This window comes from Calidifontibacillus oryziterrae (assembly GCF_000331575.1).
In the GTDB taxonomy this organism is placed as follows: Bacteria; Bacillota; Bacilli; order Bacillales; family Bacillaceae_J; genus Calidifontibacillus_A; species Calidifontibacillus_A oryziterrae.
Genome location: NZ_KB223527.1, coordinates 1,821,866 through 1,843,898 on the forward strand (window position 1 = coordinate 1,821,866; position 22,033 = coordinate 1,843,898).

Annotated in this window: 16 protein-coding genes, 1 tRNA gene and 1 other annotated feature; of the genes, 16 read left to right on the forward strand and 1 reads right to left on the reverse strand. The window is 33.7% G+C overall.

Going from position 1 to position 22,033, the window contains the following annotated elements:
• The first annotated feature begins 27 nt into the window (after positions 1-27).
• The 8 genes from dnaA (at position 28) to D612_RS0117295 (ending at position 10,423) form a co-directional block, all read left to right on the forward strand.
• Positions 28-1,374, forward strand: coding sequence for a chromosomal replication initiator protein DnaA (dnaA, locus tag D612_RS0117260; RefSeq protein ID WP_017756758.1), 1,347 nt, complete (start codon positions 28-30; stop codon positions 1,372-1,374).
• Positions 1,375-1,577: 203 nt separating this feature from the next.
• On the forward strand, positions 1,578-2,717 hold the full coding sequence (gene dnaN, locus D612_RS0117265) for a DNA polymerase III subunit beta (protein WP_017756759.1): 1,140 nt from the start codon (positions 1,578-1,580) through the stop codon (positions 2,715-2,717).
• 297 nt (positions 2,718-3,014) lie between these two features.
• A complete protein-coding gene (gene yaaA, locus D612_RS0117270; RefSeq protein ID WP_017756760.1) occupies positions 3,015-3,239 on the forward strand; it encodes a S4 domain-containing protein YaaA in 225 nt (74 codons plus the stop codon).
• A 32-nt stretch (positions 3,240-3,271) separates the two neighbouring features.
• On the forward strand, positions 3,272-4,390 hold the full coding sequence (recF, locus tag D612_RS0117275) for a DNA replication/repair protein RecF (protein ID WP_017756761.1): 1,119 nt from the start codon (positions 3,272-3,274) through the stop codon (positions 4,388-4,390).
• Between the two features lie 12 nt (positions 4,391-4,402).
• Complete coding sequence (remB, locus tag D612_RS0117280; protein WP_017756762.1) at positions 4,403-4,654, forward strand: extracellular matrix regulator RemB; 252 nt, start codon at positions 4,403-4,405, stop codon at positions 4,652-4,654.
• A 73-nt stretch (positions 4,655-4,727) separates the two neighbouring features.
• Positions 4,728-6,653 carry a DNA topoisomerase (ATP-hydrolyzing) subunit B gene (gene gyrB / locus D612_RS0117285; RefSeq protein WP_026092566.1) on the forward strand — a complete coding sequence of 642 codons (1,926 nt, stop codon included), beginning with the start codon at positions 4,728-4,730 and terminating at the stop codon, positions 6,651-6,653.
• On the forward strand, positions 6,646-9,162 hold the full coding sequence (gene gyrA, locus D612_RS0117290) for a DNA gyrase subunit A (protein WP_034726481.1): 2,517 nt from the start codon (positions 6,646-6,648) through the stop codon (positions 9,160-9,162). Before gyrB ends, gyrA begins: the two co-directional genes overlap by 8 nt.
• Before the next feature lie 175 nt (positions 9,163-9,337).
• Positions 9,338-10,423 (forward strand): HD-GYP domain-containing protein, encoded by a 1,086-nt coding sequence (locus D612_RS0117295; RefSeq protein WP_017756765.1) that lies wholly within the window; start codon positions 9,338-9,340, stop codon positions 10,421-10,423.
• 27 nt (positions 10,424-10,450) lie between these two features.
• Here the strand turns inward: D612_RS0117295 and D612_RS0117300 are convergent, their stop codons facing one another.
• Complete coding sequence (locus D612_RS0117300) at positions 10,451-11,416, reverse strand: YaaC family protein (protein ID WP_017756766.1); 966 nt, start codon at positions 11,414-11,416, stop codon at positions 10,451-10,453.
• A 135-nt stretch (positions 11,417-11,551) separates the two neighbouring features.
• Here D612_RS0117300 and guaB point away from each other — a divergent pair, with 135 nt between their 5' ends.
• The 8 genes from guaB (at position 11,552) to D612_RS0117340 (ending at position 21,902) form a co-directional block, all read left to right on the forward strand.
• A complete protein-coding gene (guaB, locus tag D612_RS0117305; RefSeq protein ID WP_017756767.1) occupies positions 11,552-13,015 on the forward strand; it encodes an IMP dehydrogenase in 1,464 nt (487 codons plus the stop codon).
• 110 nt (positions 13,016-13,125) lie between these two features.
• The gene (locus D612_RS0117310; RefSeq protein WP_017756768.1) at positions 13,126-14,484 is read left to right on the forward strand and encodes a serine hydrolase; all 1,359 of its coding nucleotides are present in this window, start codon (positions 13,126-13,128) and stop codon (positions 14,482-14,484) included.
• A 199-nt stretch (positions 14,485-14,683) separates the two neighbouring features.
• On the forward strand, positions 14,684-15,571 hold the full coding sequence (pdxS, locus tag D612_RS0117315) for a pyridoxal 5'-phosphate synthase lyase subunit PdxS (protein WP_017756769.1): 888 nt from the start codon (positions 14,684-14,686) through the stop codon (positions 15,569-15,571).
• A 96-nt stretch (positions 15,572-15,667) separates the two neighbouring features.
• A complete protein-coding gene (gene pdxT, locus D612_RS0117320) occupies positions 15,668-16,249 on the forward strand; it encodes a pyridoxal 5'-phosphate synthase glutaminase subunit PdxT (protein ID WP_017756770.1) in 582 nt (193 codons plus the stop codon).
• A gap of 103 nt (positions 16,250-16,352) precedes the next feature.
• Positions 16,353-16,578 (forward strand) — a binding site (T-box leader).
• A 70-nt stretch (positions 16,579-16,648) separates the two neighbouring features.
• Complete coding sequence (gene serS / locus D612_RS0117325; protein ID WP_017756771.1) at positions 16,649-17,938, forward strand: serine--tRNA ligase; 1,290 nt, start codon at positions 16,649-16,651, stop codon at positions 17,936-17,938.
• A gap of 79 nt (positions 17,939-18,017) precedes the next feature.
• Positions 18,018-18,110 (forward strand) — tRNA-Ser (locus D612_RS0117330).
• A 155-nt stretch (positions 18,111-18,265) separates the two neighbouring features.
• Positions 18,266-20,173: a stalk domain-containing protein gene (locus D612_RS0117335; RefSeq protein ID WP_017756772.1), complete on the forward strand. Its 1,908-nt coding sequence runs from the start codon at positions 18,266-18,268 to the stop codon at positions 20,171-20,173.
• A gap of 505 nt (positions 20,174-20,678) precedes the next feature.
• Entirely contained in the window at positions 20,679-21,902 is a 1,224-nt protein-coding gene (locus tag D612_RS0117340; protein WP_017756773.1) for a Fic family protein, read from the forward strand.
• The last annotated feature ends 131 nt before the right edge of the window (positions 21,903-22,033 follow it).

Below are 22,033 nucleotides of genomic sequence, written 5' to 3' on the forward strand. Positions count from 1 at the left end.
TTTCTGTTAATAAGGAGGGGCTCTAAGATGGAAAACATCGAGGATTTATGGTCCAAAGCTTTGGAAACGATTGAAAAAAAACTAAGTAAACCTAGCTTTGAAACTTGGTTAAAGTCAACAAAAGCTCACTCACTTCAAAATGATACACTTGTTATAACTGCACCAAATGACTTTGCTCGTGACTGGTTAGAATCACGTTATTCCAACTTAATCTCAAAAACAATTCTTGATATAACAGGTGCCGAATTAGAAATAAAATTCGTCATTCCTCAATACCAACAAGAGGATGAATTAAATTTTGAAAATACTACAAAGCCAAAAAAAGTTGTTGAGCCTACAGAAGAAATGCCACAAAGTATGCTTATTCCTAAATATACTTTTGATACATTTGTTATTGGTTCTGGCAATCGATTCGCTCATGCTGCATCACTTGCTGTTGCTGAAGCTCCAGCAAAAGCATACAATCCCTTATTTATTTATGGGGGTGTAGGCCTTGGAAAAACACACCTCATGCATGCAATTGGTCACTATGTTTTAGAACATAACCCAAATGCAAAAGTAGTTTATTTATCATCGGAAAAATTCACTAATGAATTTATTAATTCAATTCGTGATAACAAAGCAGTTGAATTTCGCAATAAATATCGAAAAGTAGATGTTCTCTTAATTGATGATATTCAATTTTTAGCTGGGAAAGAGTCAACACAGGAGGAGTTTTTCCATACGTTTAATGCTCTGCATGAAGAAAGTAAACAAATCATCATTTCTAGTGATCGGCCCCCTAAAGAAATCCCAACGTTAGAGGATCGTTTGCGTTCAAGGTTTGAATGGGGATTAATTACAGATATTACACCGCCAGATTTAGAAACAAGGATTGCTATTTTGCGAAAGAAAGCAAAAGCAGAAGGATTAGACGTTTCTAATGAGGTGATGCTATATATAGCAAATCAAATTGATACGAATATCCGTGAACTAGAAGGAGCTCTAATACGCGTTGTTGCCTACTCTTCTCTAATTAATAAAGATATGAATGCTGAATTAGCAGCAGAAGCTTTGAAGGATATTATACCAAGCGCAAAACCAAAAATTATTACGATTCAAGAAATTCAACGTGTTGTTGGTGAATATTACAATATAAAATTAGAAGACTTTAAGGCTAAAAAAAGAACCCAATCAGTTGCTTTTCCGCGTCAAGTTGCAATGTATTTATCTAGAGAGCTTACCGATTCATCCTTACCAAAAATAGGTGAAGAATTTGGTGGAAGAGATCATACAACGGTTATTCATGCACATGAAAAAATATCAAATTTGCTCCAAACAGATATAGAGTTTCAAAGGAAATTAAATGATATACGAGAAAAACTCAAAATATAAACCTTTGGATATTGTGTATAACTTGTAATAGATTTTACACAGTCTATCCACATGTGGATATTCTTTCTACTATTTGTAAAACTACAGTTATCCACAAATCCACAAGCTCTATTACTATTACTACTATTATTTTTATAATTAATAATAATTAGTACAAGATATGCCAACCGTTTTGAAAATATGACAAATAGGAGGCATTTTATATGCAATTTTCTATTCAAAAGGATCAATTAGTTCAGGCAGTAAATGATGTTATGAAAGCAATCTCTTCTAGAACAACAATCCCTATTTTGACGGGAATTAAAATTACTGCTACTGAAGATGGAGTTACTTTGACAGGTAGTGATTCAGACGTATCAATTGAAAGCTTTATACCAGCAGAGGATGAAGAACAACAATTTGTAGATATTAAAAAAACCGGCAGTATTGTATTACAAGCCAAGTTTTTTAGTGAAATTGTGAAAAAGTTACCAAAAGAAACAGTTGATTTAGAAGTACAAGATCAATTTGTAACGAAAATTATTTCTGGAAATGCAGAATTTAATTTAAATGGATTGGACCCTGATGAATATCCTCATCTCCCACAAATCTCTGATAATTCAGCTTTTCAAATGCCAATTGATTTGTTGAAACAAATGATAAGGCAGACAGTGTTTGCAGTATCAACATCAGAAACTCGACCGATATTAACGGGTGTAAATTGGAGATTAGAAAATGGAGAAATAATTTGTGTAGCAACAGACAGCCATCGTTTAGCGCTTAGAAAAGCACCAATAGAAGGTGGAAATATTTCAACATTTTTTAATGTTGTTATTCCTGGTAAAAGCTTAAATGAATTAAATAAGATTTTGGAAGAAAAAAATGATCTCATTGATATTGTTATAACTGATAACCAAATTTTATTTAAAACAAAAAATTTATTATTTTTCTCAAGATTATTAGAAGGGAATTATCCAGATACATCTAGATTAATTCCAACTGAAAATAAAACTGAAATTCAAATGGTTGCAAAAGAATTTTTACAAGCTATCGATCGTGCATCCTTATTAGCAAGAGAAGGTAGAAATAACGTTGTGAAGCTTGCAACATTAGAAGACGAAAAAATTCAAATTTCAACTAATTTACCTGAGGTAGGAAAAGTTGAAGAAGATATCCAATGTGAATCATTAATAGGAGAAGAATTGAAAATTTCATTTAGTGCTAAATATATGATGGATGCATTAAAGGCACTTGATAGTACAGATATTAAAATTAGTTTTACTGGTGCAATGAGACCATTTGTCATTCGACCACTTAATAATGATTCGTTATTACAGCTGATTTTACCTGTTAGAACGTATTAGCTGATCAGGAGTATTATTATAGAAAAAAATCATAATATTTATTTCTGTGGATTAGTTTTGCAAATATCAGTAATCCAGCGCCACCGCCTAGCCCTTCGGATAAAATTTCTTCCCACAATAAAGTCCAGTTTTGACTTTGTTGTGGGAAGAGCATTTTTCTGTTTGGTCTGTTCAAGGCGCTGGTGCCTTTTTTATTCCTGTCACTTTCTTTTATATTGATTAGACTTTTAGTAAAATAGAGGTAAGAGCTTTATAACAAAATTTAATTTTTTAAATCAAACGAATAGGTGTGAAAAGATGATACAAGAAGTCTCGATCTCAACAGAATATATTACGTTAGGGCAGTTTTTGAAGCTTGCTGGAATCATTGATACTGGTGGCGCAACAAAATGGTTTTTGAGTGAGAACGAAATATTTGTTAATGGTGAACCAGAAAATCGTAGAGGTAAAAAATTAATTCAGAATGATGTTATTACAATTACTGGAAAAGGCTCTTATAAAGTAATTTCTGCAAATAATTAAAATATATAGAGATAAAAAGTGGGTGTCTCTCTTTGTTTTTAACCGATTTAACAATTACGAATTATCGAAATTATAATAAAGCATCAATCGCTTTTGAAAATAAAGTGAATGTGATATTAGGAGAAAATGCCCAAGGTAAAACGAATTTGCTCGAAAGTATATTTGTTTTAGCTATTGCTAAGTCACATCGAACTTCTCGAGATAAAGAACTTATCAAATGGAGTCAAGAATATGCTAAAATAGAAGGTAAGGTTCAAAATAAACGACATTCATTAGCATTAGAGCTTATTATTTCAAATAAAGGGAAAAAAGCTAAAGTTAATGCATTGGAACAAAAGAAATTAAGCAGCTACATAGGTTCACTAAATGTAGTGATGTTTGCACCTGAGGATTTAAATCTTGTAAAAGGAAGTCCTCAGGTGCGAAGACGTTTTATAGATATTGAAATAGGTCAAATATCGCCTATATATATGTATGACCTTAATCAATATCACCATATTTTACAGCAAAGAAACCACTTACTAAAACAATTTCATAGGGATCCAGAAAAGAATAAAGTAATGTTAGAAATTCTAACAGCTCAGCTCGTAGAAATTGCAGTCAAAATAACGACTAGGAGGTATGACTTTTTACAGTTATTGCAAACCTGGGCCGAACCGATTCATAACGGTATATCACGAGGTTTAGAAACATTGAAAATTAAGTATAATCCGTCTATTGATGTATCAGAGAATATGGACTTGTCAAAAATGATAGAAGTATACTATGAAAAGTTTGCAAAAATTGTTGAAAAGGAAATAGACCGTGGAATAACATTGATTGGCCCTCATCGTGATGATATGCAATTTTTTGTAAATGACATGGATGTTCAAGTATATGGATCACAAGGGCAACAAAGAACAACAGCTTTATCTATTAAATTAGCTGAAATAGAGTTAATTAATTCAGAGGTTGGAGAATATCCGGTTCTTCTTTTAGATGATGTATTATCTGAACTTGATGATTATCGACAATCACATTTATTAAATACGATACAAAACAAAGTTCAAACTTTTGTAACGACAACAAGTGTAGATGGAATTGACCATGAAACATTAAACAAAGCTACTAAATATCAAGTTTCAGAGGGTCAAATAGTAAAGTCAAAATAAGGATGGAGAAACATGTTTATACATTTAGGTGAAGACGTTATTATTCAGTCTGATAATGTTGTCGCGATTATTGATAGTAGTTTAATGAATTCAATTATTTTAGAAGAGTTTGTTAAAAAAAATTATGAAAATAATAATATTGTTGAAATAGTAGAAGGTGCAGTTAAATCTATTGTGATAACAAAAGATTGCATATATTTTTCACCATTTTCTACCGTTACTTTAAAAAGACGTTCACAATATATTTCAGAGTTAGAGATGTAATTTAAAAATAAAAGTGGTGTGAGCGCTAGCAACGCTCCTTTTCTAGCGGAAAGTGAAGGTGATTATTGTGGCTATAGATGAAAAGCAAACAATCGTGGAACAAAGCTATGATGAAAGTCAAATTCAAGTGCTTGAAGGTTTGGAGGCTGTAAGAAAACGCCCAGGGATGTATATTGGTTCTACTAGTGCAAAAGGTTTACATCATCTTGTCTGGGAAATTGTTGATAACAGTATTGATGAGGCATTAGCAGGTTATTGTACGGAAATTAAAGTGAAAATTGAAAAAGATAATAGTATTACAGTAACCGATAATGGTCGAGGAATTCCTGTTGGTATTCAAGAAAAAATGGGTCGTCCAGCAGTTGAAGTTATTATGACTGTACTTCATGCTGGCGGTAAGTTTGGTGGTGGTGGCTATAAAGTTTCTGGTGGTTTACACGGTGTAGGTGCATCTGTCGTAAACGCACTTTCAACTGAGCTAGAGGTCTTTGTACATCGTGATGGAAAAGTGCATTATATGAAATTTAATCGTGGTGTAGTGACTGAAGAATTATCTGTAATTGGTGAAACAGATAAAACAGGTACAATTGTTCACTTTACGCCAGACCCTGAAATTTTTGATGAAACGACTGAATATGATTTTGATACACTAGCTACACGGCTTCGTGAATTAGCTTTTCTTAACCGTGGTTTGAAAATTATGATAGAAGATGCACGTGAAGATGGAAAATCGAGTGAATGGCACTATGAGGGCGGTATAAAATCATATGTAGAGCATTTAAATCGATCACGTGAAGTCATTCATGAAGAGCCAGTATATGTAGAAGGTGAAAAAGACGGAATTACCGTTGAAATTGCATTACAATATAATGATAGCTATGTTAGTAATATATATTCTTTTGCTAATAATATTCATACTTATGAAGGTGGAACACATGAAGCTGGATTTAAAGCAGCTTTAACGCGAATTATAAATGATTATGCCCGCAAAAGTAATATTTTTAAGGATGCAGATTCTAACCTTACTGGTGATGATGTTCGCGAAGGTTTAACAACTATTATATCTGTTAAACATCCTGATCCACAGTTTGAAGGACAAACAAAGACAAAGCTTGGTAATAGTGAAGTTAGGGCCATTGTTGATTCTATTTTTTCAGATCTATTTGAAAAATTTCTATTAGAAAATCCTACGGTAGGGAAAAAGATTGTTGATAAAGGTTTAATGGCATCAAGAGCAAGAATTGCTGCAAAAAAAGCTAGAGAGCTTACAAGGAGAAAGGGTGCACTTGAAATATCAAGTTTACCTGGAAAGCTTGCCGATTGTTCTTCAAGAGATGCTTCCATTAGTGAATTATATATAGTTGAGGGAGATTCAGCAGGTGGTTCAGCTAAATCAGGAAGAGATCGTCACTTTCAAGCGATTCTTCCGCTACGAGGAAAAATTCTAAACGTTGAAAAGGCACGTTTAGATAGAATTTTATCAAATAATGAGATTCGTACAATTATTACCGCACTTGGTACCGGTATTGGTGAAGATTTTGATATTGCAAAAGCAAGATATCATAAAATTGTAATTATGACCGATGCCGATGTAGATGGTGCACATATTCGTACACTACTCTTAACATTTTTCTATCGTTTTATGAGACCTATTATTGAAAATGGTTATATTTATATTGCTCAACCTCCTTTATATAAAATTCAACAGGGGAAAAGGATTGAGTATGCTTATAATGACAGACAATTAGAAAAAATATTAGCTGAATTACCAGACAATCCAAAACCAGGTATACAACGTTATAAAGGTCTAGGAGAAATGAATCCAGAACAGCTGTGGGAAACAACAATGGATCCAGAGGTCCGAACATTGCTTCAAGTACAGCTTGAGGATGCAATAGAAGCGGATGAAGTATTTGATATTTTAATGGGGGATCAAGTTGAACCTCGACGTGAATTTATCCAAGAAAATGCCCGTTATGTTAAAAATCTAGATGTATAGAGAGGAGGGGCACGAAGTGCAGGAAGAACGTCGACAAATTCAAGAGATAAATTTAAGCACTGAAATGAAGACATCGTTTTTAGATTATGCGATGAGTGTTATTGTTTCACGTGCTTTACCAGATGTAAGAGATGGTCTAAAACCAGTTCATCGGAGAATTTTGTTTGCGATGAATGAATTAGGTAATACTGCAGACAAAGCTCATAAAAAGTCTGCTCGTATTGTTGGTGATGTAATCGGTAAGTATCATCCACATGGAGATTCTGCAGTTTACGAAGCAATGGTGAGGATGGCTCAGGATTTTAATTTTCGTTATATGTTAGTTGACGGTCATGGTAACTTCGGATCAGTTGATGGTGACCCGGCAGCTGCAATGCGTTATACAGAAGCAAGAATGTCTAAGATTGCAATGGAAATGCTACGTGATATAAACAAAGATACGATTGACTATCAAGACAACTATGATGGTTCAGAAAAAGAACCTGTTGTTATGCCTGCGAGATTTCCAAATCTATTAGTGAATGGAGCTTCTGGGATTGCAGTCGGAATGGCTACTAATATACCTCCACATCATTTAGGTGAAGTAATAGATGGTGTTTTAGCTGTCAGTCATAATCGTGATATTACAATAGCTGAATTAATGGAAATTATTCAAGGTCCTGATTTTCCTACGGCAGGACAAATTTTAGGACGTAGTGGAATTCGTCGTGCATATGAAACTGGAAGAGGTTCCATTACGATTCGAGCTAAATCGTTGATAGAAGAAAAAGCAAATGGAAGACAGACAATAATCATTAACGAAATACCATATCAAGTCAATAAAGCAAAGCTTATTGAAAGAATAGCAGAACTTGTGCATGAAAAGAAAATTGAAGGTATTTCTGACCTTCGTGATGAATCAGACCGCAATGGTATGCGTATAGTAATTGAAGTAAAACGGGATGCAAATGCCAATGTTCTTTTAAATAATTTATACAAACAAACAGCTTTACAATCTAGTTTTGGTATCAATATGTTAGCGCTTGTTGACGGTCATCCAAAGGTTTTGAATTTAAAGCAAATGTTAAGTCATTACCTTGATCATCAGATTGTCATTATTCGTCGTCGAACTGAGTTTGAACTACGTAAAGCAGAAGCAAGGGCACATATTTTGGAAGGATTAAGAATCGCTCTTGACCATATTGATGAGATTATTTCATTAATTCGTAGCTCGCAAACAACTGATATTGCAAGACAAGGATTAATGGATAACTTTAACCTTTCGGAAAAACAAGCACAAGCAATTTTAGATATGAGATTGCAGCGTTTAACAGGGTTAGAGCGTGAAAAGATAGAGGAAGAATATCAAGAACTTTTAAAATTAATTACTGAATTAAAGGCAATTTTAGCTGATGAGGAAAAAGTATTAGAAATTATTCGAGAAGAGTTAACTGAAATAAAGGAAAGATTTAGCGATAATCGTCGTACAGAAATAATTGCTGGTAACTTTGGCGATATTGATGATGAGGATTTAATTCCAGAACAAAATATTGTCATTACGTTAACACATAATGGATATATAAAGCGTCTACCAGCTACGACATATAAAAGTCAACGCCGTGGTGGTCGTGGAATTCAAGGAATGGGTACGAATGAAGATGATTTCGTTGAACATTTACTTACTCCATCAACTCATGATACGATTCTTTTCTTTACAAATAAAGGAAAGGTTTATCGTCTTAAAGGCTATGAAATACCGGAATATAGCCGGACAGCAAAAGGACTTCCAATCATTAATCTATTAGATATTGATAAAGATGAATGGATTAACGCAATAATTCCTGTAGAGGAATATCATGAAGATTGGTTCTTATTCTTTGCTACAAAAGATGGTATTGTGAAACGCTCGCCACTTTCATCTTTTGCTAATATTCGTAAAGGCGGTTTAATTGCCCTAAATTTAAGAGATGGTGATGAAGTTATTTCCGTAGGTTTAACTGATGGCACAAAGGAAATTATGATTAGTACTCAAAACGGGATGTTAATCCGTTTTAACGAGACAGATGTTCGTTCAATGGGACGTACCGCAACAGGTGTTAAAGGGATTACATTAAGAAAAGGCGATCAAGTCATTGGTATGGAAATAATTGAGGGAAATATAGATGTATTAGTAGTAACACGTTATGGTTATGGAAAACGGACACCAATCTCTGAATACCGTTTGCAAAGCCGTGGTGGAAAAGGTATTAAAACATGTAATATTACAGAGAAAAACGGTCCATTGTCTGCAGTAAAGGCAGTTAAAGGCGACGAAGATTTAATGGTTATTACTGAAAGTGGCGTTGTTATTAGAATGGCAGTGGATGGCATTTCAATAACCGGTCGTTGTACACAAGGTGTTAAATTAATGCGTTTAGATGAGAATCAAGTTGTTGCTACTGTAGCGAAGGTAAATCGTGAAGAAGAAGAAGACATCGAGTTAGATGAAGATAACATCGATGGAGTTGAAGATCTTAATCAAGATGAATAAAAAAGGAACAAATTCTTGTACTATCAATAACTTTATGAATAGAAAGGTAGTATAAGAAGATAATCGACTTCCTCCATTCTAAGAGGAAGTCGTGTCTTTTTAATGCTTCTTTTCCAAAAAAATAGTAAAATAGTAACAAGAAATATTTATTTAAAGAATAAAGGAGAAACTTTTTATGAGAATTAGAACAAATCAATTAAAAGAGGGGTGTATATTAGCTGCTGATATTAAATCACTCACCAATCATCCAATTGTTCCTAAAAAGACAGTTATATCTCATAAAAACTTAGATATTATTAAAGCCTTTTTAGTAAAGGATGTTCAAGTTGAACCAATTCTTGTTAATGGGGACCCTTTTAAGCCTAATGAAATTATAAAGGATGATAGTGAAGAAGCGATTCAAGCAGACGATGTAATTAAGCCAATGTCTTCCCTTTACTTAAAAGCTGTACAAGATTATAAAAAGCTTTTTAAAGGGTGGCAAGCCAATGTTTCGATAGATATGCCGGCTGTACGGACAATAGTAGTACCAATAATTGAAGCAGCACTTGAAACACCAAGGGATATTTTTAGTTTATATCATTATTCAACGAAAGAAGATTATTTATATCATCATGCTATAACGTTAGCTGCACTTTCTGCTGTTCTAGGTAAAGTATTAAATTTTTCAAAAGGTGATTGTATTCAAATTGGTATTGCAGGTGCAATGTGTGATTGTGGAATGGCAAAAATTGATCCGAAAATTTTAAATAAAAAAGAATCGCTATCTAAACATGAATTTGATGAAGTGAAAAAACACCCCATTTATAGCTTTACGATGCTTGAACAAGTAAAAATATTAAAGGATGATGTTAGAAAAACTGTTTATCAGCATCATGAACGGATTGATGGAAGTGGATATCCTAATGGATTAACAGCTGAGTATATTCATCCTTTTGCAAAAATAATTGCAGTGTCTGACGTATATCATGCGATGACATCGGAACGAAACTATCGAGGAAAACAGTCACCTTTTAAAGTGTTGGAATCTATTTTGCAGGACCAGTTTGGAAAATTCGATCCAAGGGTTGTCAATGCATTAACGAAAGTAATGACAAACTTCTCTTCAGGTACAAGAGTTCTATTGTCTAATAATGAAGTTGGGGAAATTGTATTTATTGAACAAAAGTATCCAACAAGACCAATGATTAAACTTGAAAGTACTGGTGAAATTATTCAACTGATTCAAAATCGACAGCTCTTTATTGAAGAAGTATTGTAAAAAGAAAGGGCTTTAAAATCCTCTTTTTTAAAAGTTTTGATTTAAATATTCATAAATTAAATAGGGGACTTTATTTAAGGATATTGTTAAAAAATTACAAATGAACGGATAATCTAAGCTATCATAGCTATGTAATAATTCTCCCCACCATTCAGTTTCATATCTACTAATCATACTTAAATTGTATAGCAGTAAATAATGTGTCATTATTTCAGGGAAAATAGAAAATTGTTCTCGATTAATTGGAATATAAAGAGTTTGTTCAAAAAAATGATATTGTAAAGGTGAACATTCATTTATATTTATTTTTTTATTAATTAGAATTTTAATGAAATCATTATGATTCGTTTCAATACTAGTATGTAGTTGATGCTTGAATGGAAAAACTTGCTTTAAAAAGTCGATGAATCGTGAATGGGTCATGTTAAGATCATCTAATATACATATAGGGATATAAAGATATTCATTATTAACCATGCCAATTTTGTAGCTTTGAATTTTTTCAAAGCTTTTTTTGAAAAGATCATTTAATTCTGGGATTCTAGTTAAAAGCCTTTCCATCGTATACTTTTCTGCTTCAAGTTGTTTAATTTTAAAAATTTTTTCAGCAAAATGAGGAAAAAGACCGTTTTTTTGAATTTTTACTTCATCATTTAAAAAATCATAATTTTTTTTCTTCCGCTTTCTTGTTGTAACACCATGAGCTAAAACAATAGACGAATCTGGATATTCAGGGTCTACTGTCAATAAGCAAGCTTTTAGTAGCTGTATCATTCCATAAAACATTAAAATGGGTTGAATGGAGATAGGTGATTGAACAGCAAGCTTATAATAGCTTTTAGCATGATTAAGATAGTATATAAATGGATAACAATTATTGTAGCTCTTTTTCTCTGGGTCGATTAGACCTATTTTGTTATATCTATGTAAAAGATATTTTTGGACATAAATAGAAGAATGAAAGATAGAAAAGGATTGCCAAATAGAGTTCATGATGACTGACCTCCAAAAATATATTTCTTTTATAAAAAATAAACAAAGTAGTTTTACTTCCTTGACAGTATTGTGTCCAATTGTTAAGCTACTAATAATATTTTGAGGAAAATTAATGAGAGGGATGAATTTAGAATGTGGGAAACTAAATTTAGTAAGGAAGGATTAACTTTTGATGATGTGTTATTAATACCAGCTCACTCATCTGTACTACCAAAAGATGTAGACGTTAAAACAAAGCTATCGGATACGTTAAAGCTTAACATTCCTCTAATTAGTGCCGGTATGGATACTGTTACAGAAGCAGATATGGCAATTTCTATGGCAAGACAAGGTGGAATTGGAATTATTCATAAAAATATGTCGATTGAGCAGCAAGCTGAACAGGTTGACAAAGTAAAACGTTCAGAAAGCGGAGTCATTACAAATCCTTTTTATTTAACCCCTAAACAACAAGTTTTTGACGCGGAACATCTAATGGGAAAATACCGTATTTCAGGTGTACCAATCGTGAATAACAACGACGAATTAAAGCTTGTTGGAATTTTGACAAATCGTGACTTACGATTTATTCAAGACTACTCCATTAAAATTTCAGATGTAATGACAAAAGAAAATTTAGTGACTGCTCCTGTTGGAACAACACTTGAACAGGCTGAAAAAATCCTACAAAAATATAAAATCGAAAAGCTCCCATTAGTAGATGAAAACGGAACATTAAAAGGCTTAATTACGATTAAAGATATCGAAAAAGTAATAGAGTTTCCTAATTCGGCAAAGGATTCACATGGACGTTTGTTAGTAGGTGCGGCAGTTGGGGTAACGGCTGATACAATGCTTCGTGTTGAAAAGCTTGTAAATGCACATGTTGATGTCATTGTAATTGATACGGCTCATGGTCATTCAGAAGGAGTTTTAAGAAAAGTTCGGGAAGTAAGACAAGCTTATCCAGATTTAAATATTATTGCAGGTAATGTTGCGACTGCAGAAGGAACAAGAGCATTAATTGAAGCAGGTGTAAATGTTGTTAAAGTTGGAATTGGTCCAGGTTCAATTTGTACAACACGTGTTGTTGCAGGTGTAGGAGTACCACAAATTACAGCTGTATATGATTGTGCAACAGAAGCTCGTAAATACGGTGTACCAATTATTGCAGATGGTGGTATTAAATATTCAGGAGATATAGTAAAAGCACTAGCAGCGGGAGCGCATGCTGTAATGCTTGGAAGTATTTTTGCAGGGACAACTGAAAGCCCAGGTGCAACGGAAATTTTCCAAGGAAGACGCTTTAAAGTATATCGCGGGATGGGCTCAGTTGGAGCAATGGAAAAAGGTAGTAAAGACCGTTATTTCCAAGAGGATAATCAGAAGTTTGTTCCTGAAGGAATCGAGGGACGTGTACCATATAAAGGTCCATTAGCTGATATGGTTTATCAATTAGTTGGTGGCTTACGATCTGGAATGGGATATTGTGGTACAAAAGATTTGAAAGATTTGCGTGAAAATAGTCAATTTGTCCGGATGACAGGTGCCGGTTTACGTGAAAGTCATCCACATGACGTACAAATTACGAAAGAATCTCCAAACTATTCAATATAGCTTTATTAGTTTACCATTATTTCCAAACGGAGGAAGTTTTTCCTCTGTTTTTTTTATCTTAAATTTGATAGAATTACCCTTGTCTAACTAAGTATTCGGAGGGGTTTATTATGAATAAAATAATTAAGAGTATTTTTATATATAGTTTACTATCATTACTTATTGTTTCAACACTTGTTGTGAATTTCCCTACAAAAGCAGGTGCAGTTGAGCTTGGTTTAGAAGCTGAAGCTGCTATTTTAGTCGATGCCAAAACGGGAAAAATCTTATATCAATTAAACCCTGATATAACATTGCCACCTGCAAGTATGACAAAAATGATGACTGAATATTTATTGTTAGAAGCAATCGAAGATAAGAAGCTTACATGGGAAGATGAAGTATCGATTTCAGACTATGTATACAAAATCTCACAAAATACTAGTCTTTCAAATGTTCCTCTTCGAAAGGATGTAAAATATACTGTTCATGAGCTTTATGAATCAATGGCTATTTATTCTGCTAACGGATCAACGATCGCTTTAGCTGAAAAAATTGCCGGATCAGAAACGAATTTTGTGCAAATGATGAATGATAAAGCGAAGGAACTTGGCTTAGAAAATTATAAGTTTGTTAATTCAACTGGTTTAAATAATGAAGATTTACTTGGTAATCATCCAAAAGGTACTGGAGAAACAGAAGAAAACATGCTTTCTGCACGCGACACTGCAAGGCTTGCTTTCCACTTAATTAATGATTATCCAGAAGTATTGAAGACAGCGAGTATTCCTTTTAAAAAGTTTACAAAAGGAATTGACGGTGAAGGAATTAGCATGCTGAACTGGAATGCAATGCTTCCTGATATTCCTGGTTATTTACAGCAATATGCGTATCCTGGTGTTGATGGAATTAAGACTGGTTCCACTGATTTAGCAGGTTATTGTTTTACAGGAACAGCTGAAAGAAACGGAGTACGGTTAATAAGTGTTGTAATGAAAACAGATTCATTATATGCACGTTTTGAAGAAACGAAAAAGTTATTTGATTATGGGTTTAGTAATTTTGTTGAAAAGGAACTTTATCCAGTTAATTATCAAATCGAAGGCCAAGATCTCCTAAATGTAGAAAAAGGGAAAGAAAAAGAAGTTCAAATTGCTAGTAAAGAGTCTCTTAAAACGTTAGTGAAAGCGAACGAAGAGGAATTATATGAACCAAAGCTAATTCTTGATCAAAAGCTACTTTCTGAGGGTGGTAGTTTGATAGCACCAGTAGAAAAAGGTCAAACAGTAGGGTATTTAACGTTTGAATATAAAGGTGAATCAAACTATGGATATTTAACTAGTGCTGGTGAGACGAAAGAAAAGGTAGAGGTTGTTACACTTTCACAGGTTGAGAAGGCAAATTGGTTTTCACTTACCCTTCGTGCGATAGGTAGCTTTTTTGGGGATATTTGGACGAGTGTTTCTAATGGAATAAAAGGTTTATTTTAACTATTACCAATATTACCATAAAAATTATTATGAATTTCTTAGTATTCATAGTGGTTTTTATGGTTTTTTTATAATATTATATAATTTAAAATAGGAATTTTTCGATTTTTAGGTTAAAATAATGGACAGGTCTTTATTTGTACACTTAAAATAGAGAAATAATAAAATGTATCAAATTACATATAGGAGGAATTATTAAATGTCACAAAATATTGGTACAGATCGTGTAAAACGTGGTATGGCTGAAATGCAAAAGGGCGGCGTTATTATGGACGTTGTCAATGCAGAGCAAGCTAAAATTGCGGAGGCAGCGGGTGCAGTAGCTGTTATGGCACTTGAGCGTGTTCCGGCTGATATTCGTGCAGCTGGTGGAGTTGCTCGTATGGCAGATCCAACAATAGTAGAAGAGGTTATGAAAGCAGTGTCTATTCCTGTTATGGCAAAGGCACGAATTGGCCATATTGTAGAAGCACGAGTATTAGAAGCTATGGGCGTAGATTATATTGATGAAAGTGAAGTATTAACACCTGCTGACGAGGTCTATCATATTAATAAGCGTGAATTTACAGTTCCATTTGTATGTGGATGCCGTGATTTAGGTGAAGCTTTGCGTCGTATTGGGGAAGGAGCTTCTATGCTTCGCACAAAAGGTGAGCCTGGAACTGGGAATATTGTTGAAGCTGTTCGTCATATGCGTGAGGTTCAATCACAAATTCGCAAGGTTGCTGCCATGTCTGAAGATGAATTAATGACGTTTGCTAAAAATATTGGTGCACCATATGAGCTTGTTCTTCAAGTAAAACGAGAAGGTGGCCTTCCAGTTGTTAACTTTGCTGCAGGTGGAGTGGCAACGCCAGCAGATGCAGCGCTAATGATGCAATTAGGAGCAGACGGCGTATTTGTAGGTTCGGGCATTTTTAAATCTGATAATCCTGAAAAGTTTGCGCGTGCCATTGTGGAAGCAACAACTCATTATCAAGATTATAAATTAATTGGTGAGCTATCAAAAGGATTAGGAACAGCCATGAAGGGTATTGAAATTTCATCATTACAACCAAGTGAGCGTATGCAAGAGCGCGGTTGGTAATTATAGTGAAACTATTATCAGATGGATCCCCGATCCATCTGATATTTAGTTAATCGAGTGAATTCCTTAGCGATAGTAAAAAGGAGAAGTGTTTAAATGGTTAAAATTGGAGTTCTTGCATTGCAAGGAGCTGTAAGAGAACATATTCGTGCTATTGAAGCATGTGGTGCTGAAGCAGTTGCTGTTAAGAAAGTAGAACAGCTTGAAGAGATTGATGGTCTTGTTCTTCCTGGCGGTGAAAGCACAACTATGAGACGTTTAATTGATAAATATGGCTTTTTTGACCCATTACGTGAATTTGGACAAAGTGGGAAGCCAATGTTTGGAACTTGTGCGGGGTTAATTTTGTTGGCTAATCAAATTGAAGGGCAGGATACTGCTCATTTAGGATTAATGAATATGAAAGTCCAGCGTAATTCCTTTGGCCGTCAACGTGAAAGCTTTGAAGCAGAATTAATGGTGAAGGATATTGCTGATGATTTCATCGGTGTATTTATTAGGGCACCAAAAATAGTAGAAGTAATGGAACCAGTAGAAATTCTTTCGAAGCATCATAATGCCATTGTTGCAGTACGCCAAGATCAATATTTAGCTTGCTCTTTTCATCCTGAATTAACGGATGATAATCGAATTACTGCCTATTTCGTAAAAATGGTAGAAGAGGCAAAGAAAGACTGAAATCATAGGACAATCATCCAAAATTATTAATTATTTCATATTCATGAGTGGATATTATTTTAAAACTAGCGTAAAATAATGTTATAGATGTAATTAATCATAATTTAAAGTGTAGACGGGAACTAGTAACAGTTATGCTTTTTTTAGAGAGTCGATGGTTGGTGGAAATCGATAAAAGGTAATTGTGAATCCATCCCTGAGCAAAATATTGAACGGCTTTTCTATTTAGGCTTAGTAAGTATTTTCGGTTTAACCGTTATCTTTTTAAGTGGAAAAAAGCTTTGCTTTTTTCAAACAGGGTGGCAACGCGGGTAACTCTCGTCCCTTTTTGGGGTGAGAGTTTTTATTATGCTTAAAAAAGTGTAATTTTGAATATAAAAATTTAGGAGGAAGAGCAAAATGCTTGATTTAAAGTTTTTGCGTGAAAACTTTGCAGAGATTAAAGAAAAGTTAAAGTATCGTGGTGAGGATTTAGGTGATTTTGATCGTTTTGAAGCATTGGATCAAAAGCGTCGTGAATTAATTGTGGAAACAGAACAGTTGAAAAGTAAACGAAATGAGGTATCCGGTCAAATATCCGTATTAAAACGAGAGAAAAAGGATGCAGACCATCTTATTGTTGAAATGAGAGAAGTAGGCGATCGCATCAAAGCTCTTGACGAAGAACTTCGAATTGTGGAGAATGACTTGCAGGTTATTTTATTATCTATTCCTAATATTCCCCATGAATCAGTACCTGTTGGTGAAAGTGAAGATGATAACATTGTTGTCCGTACATGGGGTGATATTAAACAATTTAACTTTGAAGTTAAGCCTCACTGGGATATAGCGGATGAGCTAGATATTTTAGACTTTGAGAGAGCAGGTAAAGTAACTGGAAGTCGATTTGTATTTTATAAAGGCTTAGGTGCTAGACTTGAAAGGGCATTAATAAGTTTTATGATGGATTATCATGCAGACAACCACGGCTATACAGAAGTATTACCACCATATATGGTAAATAGAGACAGTATGACAGGAACAGGTCAGCTTCCTAAATTTGAGGAGGATGCATTTAAAATTGATGGTGAGGATTATTTCTTAATCCCAACAGCAGAAGTTCCAGTAACAAATATGCATCGTGATGAAATTTTAAGTGGAGAGGATTTACCAGTTGCGTATGTAGGCTATAGTGCTTGTTTCCGGTCAGAGGCTGGTTCTGCTGGTAGGGATACGCGCGGATTGATTCGCCAGCATCAATTTAATAAAGTTGAGCTAGTTCGTTTTGTAAGACCTGAGGATTCTTATAATGAATTAGAAAAATTGACAGGCCATGCCGAAAAAATTCTGCAATTATTGGAGTTACCATACCGGGTTATGAGTATGTGTACAGCAGACCTTGGCTTTACAGCTGCGAAAAAATATGATTTAGAGGTTTGGTTACCAAGTTATAACACATACCGGGAAATTTCTTCTTGCAGTAATTTTGAAGGCTTCCAGGCTAGACGAGCTAATATTCGTTTTCGTCGTGAACCAGGAGCCAAGCCAGAGCATGTTCATACATTAAATGGTTCAGGGTTAGCAATAGGTCGTACAGTGTCTGCCATTTTAGAAAATTATCAGCAAGAGGATGGTAGCGTTGTGGTACCAACAGTGTTACGACCTTATATGGGAAATATAGAAGTGATTAAAACTATTGGAAATAACTAACGGTTGGTTGGGGGCTTCTAGCCCCCAAAATATATTGACACTTAATTTTCATTATGTTAAATTATTAATTGTCTGACACGGAGGAATACCCAAGTCCGGCTGAAGGGATCGGTCTTGAAAACCGACAGGCGGGTTAAACCGCGCGGGGGTTCGAATCCCTCTTCCTCCGCCATACATACAAACAAATTCGTTGCCACTAGGTAACGGATTTTTTTATTTAATTTTGGTTTCATTTCATATAGAAACGACCACTATTTACCATAGTAAATCCACCCCATCGTTGGTAGATTTGAAGTAGACAAAAACATAGGTTATGGAGGGGATTATTTGCTTAAAAGAAAGATGAAAATTTCACTACTAATTTCAACGGTTTTCTTTCTCAGCATGTTTTTACCATACATAAGTGTAAAGGCAGCTGATTCAAGTAAAGAAATAGTAGAAATGAACGACTTAGTTGTTTCAATCAATGGCAAGCAAGTATTGTTTGATGTACCACCGATTATTAAGAATGGCCGAACTTTAGTACCTTTACGGGCAATATTTGAAGAAATGGGTGCTGAGGTAACATGGAATCCAAAAAGTTACACTGTTCAAGCCCACAAAAATGGCACAACCATTACGCTTGGAATTAATTCAAAAATTGCTAAAATAAATAGCATTGTGAAAAAACAACTTGATGTACCTGCAATGCTTTATCGGGATCGGACACTAGTACCATTACGTTTTGTTGGGGAAGCATTTGGTGGGACGGTTGATTGGAGCGAACAAGACCATACTGTAAAAATTAAATTAGTAGATTCAGATTCAAGTAGTTTACTTGAAAGTATGCCAGTTTATTTGAATAATAAACTGCTTCATTTTACTGAAAATAAGCCAATTGTAAAAAATGATACTTTTTACATTCCAATGGTAGAATTTTTAGATAACATTCCTGGTGATGTGTATTGGTCAAGAAATTTGGATACGCTACAAACACAAGTAGACGGGAAAATCGTAAACCTGTATATTGGTCAAAACTACATTTCGGTAGATGGAAAAACAGTAGAAATCAGTGAAGCTCCGATTGAAGCTGATGGTATGATTTATGCTTCCCTTAACACGATAGTTAAGCATTATGGTGTTCAATCATACTATGTTGCAAATGACAAAGAAATCAAAATTTATATTACAAGAGAGAAATTTAAGCATCCATTTTTGCAAAAAGAAACCATAATATTTTCAGAGCCTACAAATGTGGTAGATACACAGTTTGTTGGAAATCGACGGATCATGGTAAGTGACAATCCCGAAAATTTAAATGCACGGACGGTTCCAGAAGTGTATGCAACATTATGGCATGATGATGTTCAAACAGAAAAGTCTGCATTAGATCATCGTATCTTTGGCTGGCATATAAATGAATTTAAGCAAAATGTTCATATTGGTATCACAATTGAAAATCTCTCAACAACAAATGAATTAGAGATCGTCGACTTAAAAGGTGCTCATCGAAAATCACCTAATACTTGGGTTAATTATGATGTAGGTTTACCTCTAGCAGAATATGTATTAAGTGATACAATGACAAACGTTAACCTAAAAAATTCAACTGTTAAACAAGGAGAGACAGTGTTATTAAATTCCTTTGAACTACAAAGTAAGTATACAATAGGTTTTTCATATGATTTTACTGTGAAGAAAAAGTCAGGGACAGGAGAACTTAAATATAGAATTCGGACGGTGCTTAGTAAAAATAACATTGATTTAACAACAATTCACGACGATCCTGTTAATATTGACGAAACTGCACGTCATCCGCGAGGCATCTGGAGTGGGTCACAATTAGAAACTGAGCTACCACCGTATGAGGCAGGTAGTGATGATATTTCTTTCCAAATTTCAAATGGACGGACAGATAATTTAATGTCTGTTGAAAATGGAATTGGCGATCAGACACAAATGATCCGAAATCCCGGACATTTTGGAGCCTCCTATATAGTGAAGATACCAATTGAAAATAATACAGGCGAGCGAAAAACGGTAAGAGTTCGGTTTGGAGCCCGTGGTGGTATTTATAATGCCGCAATTAAATATAATGGAAAAGTATTTTTAACGCCAACTCTGACACCAATGACAGAGGTTGTGAATGTTGTAGATTATGAGGCAGTAAGTTCGAAGGGCTTGATTGAATTAGAAATCATGCATGCCGGTGGATCTGCATTGCCGCTAGCAATTGAATTGGTTACGTTGGAATAAATGAATTTCCTCTAAAAGAAAACTCACTTAGTTTAAAGTAACTAGGTGAGTTTTTGGCATATTGTAAAAAAGTTAGAAAGATATAGTGGATGTAAATTAATAGAATCATTTTGAATAACAAAAAAATAATTGGGAATAAATATAAGGGTGAAGAATAGTATTACATAAAAAGTGAATGAGTGAGAATTTAGAAGTGGATAATTTTAAGAAAGACTGGATTTTGTTTACTAAAGTGGCCTGTAAAAATTGTGGTAGAAGTGGTATACATTCAATGACAATTAAAGGAAGCAACTCATTTAGAACATGTAAATGTGGTTGGATAATAAAAATGCCTAAATGACAGAAAAATTATACTAATTAATTTTAATTTTGTTGTTTTTTATTATAATTAATAATTAAAACGGATGTCAATGTTATAAAAAACCACAATTTTATAACATTGACTGTTGTTTTTCTGGTTAAATGGGATATTATTATAGTAAATACTAGTTTTGGAGTGTTAAAAATGAGACACTTGTATAAGATATTTCGAGAAACTAACTTTGGAGAGTTTGAAGACTATTATCAAAGAAGAATTAATTTTGAAACAACTATTAAATTACCTTTCAAAATAAAACCTATTAATCAGTCGAAAACTTTTCAATTATACTATGTTCCAACAAATGAGTTAATTAATAAAATTAATGAGATATATAAACAAGATTCATTACTTAACTCAATAAATGAGACTTTACCACCAATCGCCCAACAAAATTTTATTTTTGATTGTTTAATGGAGGAATTACATAATACGAATGATTTGGAGGGCGTTAGAAGTTCTAAAGAAGAAATAATAAGAAGTGCAAAATTAATAAATAATACGAAAGTCAAAAACAGATTTAGTAGTATGATTTCTTCTTATAATAAACTTTTATCGGATGAACTAAAAAGGTTAGAATCTCCTGAAGATATTAGAAAAATATATAATCATATAGTTGACGAAGAAATAGATGATTTTGAAAAGCCGGATGGAGAGTTATTTAGAAAAGATATTACACATGTATATAAAAAAAGTGGGTCAGAAAAGATCATTCATAGAGGGATTACACCTGAAGATAAAATTATAGAATGTTTACTAAACCTCATTGATTTTTTAAATAATTCAAATGTTCCAACCTTGATAAAAATTGTTATCGGCCATTATTATTTTGGTTATATTCATCCTTTCTATGATGGTAACGGCAGAACATCAAGATTTATTAGTAGTATTTATTTAAATTATGAGTTAAGCAATCTAACTGCCATTTCACTTTCAAGAGGTTGTAATAAATATAGAAATAAATATTTAACTGCTTTTGAAATTACTAATAGTATTGCTAATCGGGGAGAGATGAATTGTTTCATAGATGAATTTTTGGAAATCATCTCGAATGAACAAAAACATATGATTCAAGAAGTGAAAGTAAAAAAGGAGCAGTTGGATGGATTTACTGAAAAATTATCAAATGATGAAAGGCTAAATGACAGAGAAATGTATTATGGTATTATGTATGTTCTAGGTCAAAATTACTTCTTTTCAGTTACAGAGAAGGGACTTACAGTCAAAGATTTAGCAATTATTTCAAACAAGTCAAAACAAAGTATTAGAGATGCTTTGAAAGACTTAAATGAAATGGGAATTATCAAAATGGAAGGAAAGAGACCTATTATTTATTCAATTGATGAAAAATATTTTGAAGAAGAAATTTAATTGAAGCAGGCTGCCTTAATTTTATTGGCAGCCTTACTTATGTTAAGTTATGCTTTATAAATTTTCCCTATTGGGAAATTTACCAGTTATTTTAAGAACTTTTAGGTTTACTTTTTTCCACCAGACGCTAT